Annotated in this window: 5 protein-coding genes; 4 read left to right on the top strand and 1 reads right to left on the bottom strand. The window is 51.3% G+C overall.

Translation table 11 applies throughout. The features are described 5' to 3' along the window. Window positions 1-100 precede the first annotated feature (100 nt). Window positions 101-994 carry a diacylglycerol/lipid kinase family protein gene (locus tag ACGG90_RS09315; RefSeq protein WP_390408689.1) on the bottom strand — a complete coding sequence of 298 codons (894 nt, stop codon included), beginning with the start codon at window positions 992-994 and terminating at the stop codon, window positions 101-103. A gap of 296 nt (window positions 995-1,290) precedes the next feature. Between ACGG90_RS09315 and rsgA the strand changes: the two genes are divergently transcribed. From rsgA to ACGG90_RS09295, 4 genes are all read left to right on the top strand, one after another. Beyond that, window positions 1,291-2,184 carry a ribosome small subunit-dependent GTPase A gene (gene rsgA / locus ACGG90_RS09310; RefSeq protein WP_390408686.1) on the top strand — a complete coding sequence of 298 codons (894 nt, stop codon included), beginning with the start codon at window positions 1,291-1,293 and terminating at the stop codon, window positions 2,182-2,184. 321 nt (window positions 2,185-2,505) lie between these two features. Next, window positions 2,506-3,957 carry a glucuronate isomerase gene (gene uxaC, locus ACGG90_RS09305; RefSeq protein WP_390408683.1) on the top strand — a complete coding sequence of 484 codons (1,452 nt, stop codon included), beginning with the start codon at window positions 2,506-2,508 and terminating at the stop codon, window positions 3,955-3,957. 12 nt (window positions 3,958-3,969) lie between these two features. Then, window positions 3,970-5,391: a tagaturonate reductase gene (locus ACGG90_RS09300; RefSeq protein WP_390408681.1), complete on the top strand. Its 1,422-nt coding sequence runs from the start codon at window positions 3,970-3,972 to the stop codon at window positions 5,389-5,391. A 2-nt stretch (window positions 5,392-5,393) separates the two neighbouring features. After that, a complete protein-coding gene (locus tag ACGG90_RS09295; protein WP_390408678.1) occupies window positions 5,394-6,896 on the top strand; it encodes a UxaA family hydrolase in 1,503 nt (500 codons plus the stop codon). The last annotated feature ends 91 nt before the right edge of the window (window positions 6,897-6,987 follow it).

Below are 6,987 nucleotides of genomic sequence, written 5' to 3'. Positions count from 1 at the left end.
CTTGGCGCCGTACTTGCCATGGAACATCAATCTGGACTAACAACAGAAAATCGGGCCAAGACACATCTTAGCGATGTGACTTGGCCCGATTTTGGCGTTACTAACGTGTGATTATCTCCTGCTTACCAATGACTTGCACCTTGTTGGCGATGACTTTAAGCTTGAGCGGCAAGGTGACGCTGGGGTCGCCGTCGATGCGGCTTCTTAAGCGTGCATCGGGACTTTCGATCGACAACTCGCGGGCGGTGAAGTAAGTCATCCCCGGCAGCTTGCTGAAGTTGCCGCTGATAAAATACGGCACCAACAACAGCGTGCGCTGCCAAGTTAAGCGCGGGGCAACGAAGACGTGAAACAACCCATCGTCGGGCTTGGCTTGCGGGGCGAAGTTGGTGAAGCCGCCTACAGAATTGGTCATGGTCACCAACAAGAAGGCGGAGTCTTGTTCCCAAGCGCGGCCGGCGCCGCTGATTTTCAAATGCCAATGCTGCTTTTTGGTCAGGCTGTGGATGCCGCGAGTCAAATACACCAAAGGCCCCAAGCGCTGTTTGGCTTGTTGGGTGACGGAAACTGCCGCATTGGCCAACACGCCTAAAGTCAACGTCGAGATCATCACTTGGTCATTGACTTGGCCGATATCGATGAAGCGGCTTGGCCCGCGCAATAAATTGCTCACTGCCAGATTAGGCAACAACGGAATATGCAAGACCTTAGCGAGATTGTTGACGGTGCCTTGGGGAATGATGCCCAATTTTGGCGGGTTGCGGCGCTTGATTAAGCCGGCGGCGACTTGATTGATGGTACCATCGCCGCCAATGGCCACCACCACGTCGCTTAATGCCACAAACGCTTGCGTGGTGGCGTCGCCGGGATTGATCGCAGGTGCGTTGGTGACTTGATGGCCGGCTTGTTCAAGACGCTTGGTGCAATATGTTGCAACTGCAGTGGCGCCGTTTTTGCCGGCATGAGGATTGTAAATCAAGGTATAGTTGGTCATAAACGCACCTCCTTTACGCTTAAGTGTACCACGATACCCCAAGGCCGCAAATTCTGGTACAATCACTTTGAGGCAAGATCAGCCTCAAAAAAAGGAGCGCGTATGTTGAGCATTGTCACAAGCGTTGCGATGTCACTGGAGGACTACAACGCTTAGTCTTCCCGCAACTGGAGGACAGAAAACTGAATTTATCTGAATATGGTACCACCAACACCCAAGCAGCTAACGGCTTGCATTTGGCGCGGGTGATTGCTTTAAGTCATCAACAATATACGGTTGTATGTGAAGCCGGCGTTATGTTTGCGCAAGTCGCAGGGCGCTTGGCCAATCTGGCGCTTGAGCCGGCAGATTTTCCCACGGTGGGTGATTGGGTGCAGATCCGCTTGGCCGATCAAAGCGACTGGGCGATCATCGAACGGCTGAACCCGCGGCAAAGTGTCTTTACCAGAAAAACCGCCGGCAAGCGCAGCGCCAGCCAGTTGGTGGCGGCTAATGTTGATTGGTTGTTGTTGTGTATGGCTTTAGACGCCAATTATAACTTGCGGCGCTTAGAGCGCTATTTGGCTGTGGCCCAAGCTTCAGGGGCCCAAGCGGCAGTGGTGTTGACCAAAGCCGATCAAGCCCAAGATCTGCCTAAGCAATTGGCGCTGGTGCGCACCGTGGCGGCAAAACAGCCAGTGTTGGTGTGTGATGCCACGCAACCAAACGGCTTACAAGCCTTGGCCGCTTTTATGCAGCCGCAAGTGACTTATGCGTGCTTAGGCTCATCTGGTGTCGGCAAAACGACGCTGATCAATCATTTGCTAGGCCAAGCGCTGCTGGCCACGCAAGCGGTGCGCGTTCAAGATGCCCATGGCCGCCACACCACCACCGCGCGGCAGTTGATCAAACTTCCTAATGGCAGTTTAATGATCGATACGCCAGGGATGCGTGAATTGGGCTTGATCGACGCTGATGTCGACGCGACTTTTGCCGATATTGCCGAATTGGCGGTGCATTGCCGCTTTCATGATTGCACCCATCAGCATGAACCAGGCTGTGCGGTGCAAGCGGCGATTGCTGACGGGACTTTGGCCCCGCAGCGTTTCGCCAGTTTCTTGCAGCTTACAGCCGAACAGGCGCATAACCGTGATTTGCGCGGCAAAGCGCGCGAGAATGCCAAGATCAAGCGGATGTTTGGCAGCAAGTAGCAAATGAAAGCTTTGCGCCAAGCTGTTAAGCATAAGCGCTGATCATGTGATCCCTGCCACCCAGTTTGGGCGGCGGGGATTTTTTTTGCGTGCGTGAAGGTTAACGGTCACATTCATCTTCGCCGCAAACCGCGGCAGCGCCTAGCGGACCGCGCAGGGAATGCTGAAGGTTTGCCGCCTTGCTTTGTTAGTTTGGCACAAGTTTTTGGGCTAATTTGCTAAAATTTAAGATTCAAGTATTGTGAGCGCTGCCAGATTGTGCTATGTTAGTTATGACACAGGGTGTTAACGTTAACATTCACAAAAATTTGGAGGCGCAACATGGCTTTATTGGATGACGATTTCTTATTGAGTAACGACATGGCCAAGAAGTTGTTTCGCGATCATGCCCAACACATGCCGATCATCGACTTTCACTGTCATTTGAACCCAGAAGAGATCTATGAAAACAAGAACTACCCAAACATTACCCGAGTTTGGCTCAATGAAGGCACTTACGGCGACCATTACAAGTGGCGCTTGGAACGGGCCAACGGCGTGCCGGAAGAATTGATCACCGGCGACGGCGATGAATACCAGAAGTTCTTGGCTTGGGCCGGCACCATTGAAAAGGCCGCAGGCAACCCGTTGTATGAATGGACGCACTTGGAATTGCGGCGCTTCTTTGGCATCAACGAACGCTTTGACACTAAGTCTGCCCCAGCCATTTGGGAGAAGGCCAACCAGCTGCTGCAAACCGATGCCTTCAAGCCGCGCAACTTGATCAAGAATTCCAATGTGCAAGCCGTTTGCACCACAGATGATCCAGCCAGTGACTTGCATTACCACAAGCTGTTAAAGGCCGAAGAGAAGGAATCAGGCTTTCGTACTTTGCCGGCGATGCGCCCAGATAAGCTGATCCAATTGGACAAGCCAGGCTTTGGCGATTATCTCAAAGAATTAGGCAAGCAAGCCGGCGTTGAAATCACGGATTTTGCCAGCTTGAAGCAAGCCTTGCACCAGCGCTTTGAATACTTCCATGCTTTAGGCGGCCGCTTAAGTGATCACAGCTTGTTGACTTATCACTTCATCGAAGGCAGCGAAGCAGAAGTTAACGCTGTCATGCAAAAGGCTAAAGACGATCTGCCGCTGTCAGCAAACGAAATCGATTTGTTCTTGACGGCATTGCTTGAAGAATTGATGCGCTTGAACACCGAGTTTGACTGGACCATGCAATTCCACGTGAACTCTGTGCGTGACTTAAACCGCCCAATGTATGACAAGCTTGGTGCTGATACCGGTTATGATGCAGTGGGCACGCAGCCTGACATTGTGTTACAGCTGCAAAAGCTTTACACCAAGATGCAAAGTGAAAACCAGATCCCGAAGAGCATTTTCTACTCATTAAATCCTAACGACTGGATGCAAATCGCCACGATGATCCCAGCGTTCATCGCCGGCGGTGTGCAGCGCCTGCAACTGGGTGCCGGCTGGTGGTTCAACGACACAGCAGAAGGCATGACCACTCAATTGCGCACGTTTGCCCAACAAAGCCTGCTGCCTAACTTCGTCGGCATGCTCACCGATTCGCGCAGCTTCTTGTCTTATCCGCGGCATGAATACTTCCGCCGCGTCTTATGCGACTTCTACGGCAAGCTGGCTGAACAAGGGCGCGTACCAGATGATGAGGATTATCTGGGCAAGATCGTTGAAGATATTTCGTACAACAACGCTTATCGCTTCTTCGGGTTCTTCCATGACCAAACCCCACAAGAGCTGTTCGGCACGAAATAAGGAGGAAAAAACATGGCATTGCCAACTTTAAATGATTCATATCGCAAATTACCTAAATATCCAACCAAAGTGATCCAGTTCGGGGAAGGCAACTTCTTGCGCGCCTTTGTCGACTGGCAGATCCAACAAATGAACAAGCAAGGCTTATTCAAAGGCGGCGTGGCTGTTGTGCAACCGATCCAATTCGGCCGCACCAAAGAACTCGACGCCCAAGACCGCTTGTATACCACGCTTTTGGAAGGCAAGCTGGATGGCAAGAAGGTCCAAGATGCTGAAATCATCGAAGACATCAACCAAACCGTGCGGCCTTTTGAAGACTGGCAAAGTTATTTGGACTTGGCCAAGCTGCCAGAAGCCCAATTCATCTTCTCTAACACCACTGAAGCCGGGATCGCTTTTGACGAAAACGACAAATATGACGCTTTGCCAAATGGCACTTATCCAGCTAAGCTGACAGCGCTGTTATATGAACGCTTCAAGTTGGGTTTGCCAGGCTTTCAAATCATTCCTTGTGAGTTGATCAACCACAACGGCAACATCTTGAAAGCTTATGTTGAAAAGTACGCCAAGCTTTGGGACTTGCCGGAAGCCTTTGGGCAGTGGCTGGAATCAGACAACGACTTCTATGCCACCTTGGTTGACCGCATTGTGCCAGGCTATCCTAAAGACCGCGCGGCAGAACTTGAAGCCGCTTGGGGCTATCACGATGCCAACATGGTCAAAGCTGAACCATTCTTCATTTTCGTGGTGGAAGGCAACGCCAAGTTAAAGCAGCTGTTCCCAGCGGTAGAAGCCGGTTTGAATGTGGTTGTGACTGACGATATGCAGCCATACCGCAACCGCAAAGTCAGTTTGTTAAACGGCCCGCATACCACCATGAGCCCGATTGCGCGCTTGGCTGGCATCGAAACGGTTGGCGAAGTCATGAAAGATCCTGATTTCTACAAGTTCATCAATGATGAAATGTACGAAGAAATCATTCCAACCGTCGCTTTGCCGCATGATGAATTGGTCACTTATGCTGAAGGGGTCAAGGAACGCTTTGAGAACCCATTCGTGAAGCATGAATTGTCCAGCATCGCTTTGAATTCCATTTCCAAGTTCAAAGCCCGCCTGCTGCCGACCTTCAAGCGTTACGTGGCCAAAGAAGGCAAGCTGCCGCAACGCATCACTTTGGCGTTGGCTGCATATTTGAAGATCTACGCCGGCCAAGCTGACTTTGAACCTTCTGATACGCCAGAAACGCTGGCAGAATTCAAGCGGCTGGTGCGCGAAACCGACTATGTTGGCGCAGCATTAGCCGACACGACGTTGTGGGGTGAAGACTTGACGCAATATGACGGCTTGAAGTGTGCTGTAGTCAAGGCGTTAGATACCTTCGACAAGCAAGGCGCCCGTGCTGCGGTACAAGCCATCAACCAAGCGGAGGCTTAGTTATGAACGCTTTTATCATCTTAGATCCCACCGATAAAGTCGGGGTCGCCTTACAAGATATCGCCAAGAACACGACGCTGGCTACGGACAAAGGGCCAGTGACGCTGCAAGAAGACGTCAAGCGCGGCCATAAGTTTGCGTTGCAAGACATTGCCCAAGGCGAAGACGTCATCAAGTACGGCTTCCCAATCGGCCATGCGACCCAACCGATTGTCAAAGGCGCTTGGGTGCACACGCACAACCTCAAGACCAATCTCAATGGTGAGCTGGCTTACACTTATCAACCGCATGATATTACCCGCCAAGTGCCGAAAGACTCGCGGACGTTCATGGGCTATAAGCGCGCCAACGGCAAAGTCGGTATCAGAAACGACTTGTATATTATTCCCACTGTCGGGTGCATCAACCCATTGTTGGACATTGTCGTTGAACAGTTCAAAGCCTTGCATCCAGATAACGGCAATTTCGATAACATCATGGTGTTGAAACATCCTTATGGCTGCTCACAACTCGGGGATGACTTTGAAACCACTCGGCGCATTCTTTGCGACGCGGCTTTGCAGCCTAATGCCGGCGGGGTGTTGGTGTATGGCTTAGGGTGTGAGAACAACCAAATGGACGGCATGATCGAAGAAATCGAACAACTTGGCGGCCCGATCGATCATGACCGCATGAAGTTCATGATCGCCCAAGAAGTCGACGATGATATCGGCACGGCTGTGGAATTGCTGGAAGATTTAAACGATGCTGCAGCCAATGACCAGCGCACCCCACAGCCGCTGTCAGAATTGAAGATCGGCTTGAAGTGCGGCGGTTCAGACGGTTTGTCTGGCGTTACCGCCAATCCGCTGTTAGGGCGCGTGGCGGACTTTGTCACCGCACAAGGCGGCACGGCGGTGTTGTCTGAAGTGCCGGAAATGTTTGGTGCCGAAACGATTTTGATGTCGCGGGCCAAAGACGAAGCAACCTTTCACAAAATCGTGGATTTGATCAATAACTTCAAAGGGTATTTCGAATCCTTCCATCAGCCGATTTATGAAAACCCGTCGCCTGGTAACAAAGAAGGCGGCATCACGACACTGGAAGACAAGTCCTTAGGCTGCACCCAAAAGTCTGGCACCAGCCAGGTCATGGATGTGCTGCAATATGGTGACAAGCTCAAAACCAAAGGCTTGAACCTTCTGCAATCGCCAGGTAACGACTTGGTTTCAAGTTCTGCCGAAGCTTCAGCGGATTGCCAAATGGTGTTATTTACCACCGGTCGCGGCACGCCTTTTGCCACTTATGTGCCAACGGTCAAAGTTGCGTCAAATTCCTACATTGCCAACAAAAAGCCGCGTTGGATCGACTTTGACGCTGGGCAGTTGGTGGATCATGACATTGACACGTTAGCTGATCAGTTCATTGATTACTTGATCAAGGTCGCTTCCGGTGTCCAAAAGACCAACAACGAACAATATGGCGTCCACGGTATCGCCATCTTCAAGAATGGCGTGACTGAATAGCGCTTCGTTAAGTCAAAAAGCACCGCAAAATCCGAATAATGGATTCTGCGGTGCTTTTTGCGATATGCCGACATTGTGAAGAAAACTCACA

The organism is Lacticaseibacillus jixiensis (assembly GCF_042847315.1).
Classification (GTDB): domain Bacteria; phylum Bacillota; class Bacilli; order Lactobacillales; family Lactobacillaceae; genus Lacticaseibacillus; species Lacticaseibacillus jixiensis.
This window is presented reverse-complemented; position numbering and strand designations above follow the sequence as displayed.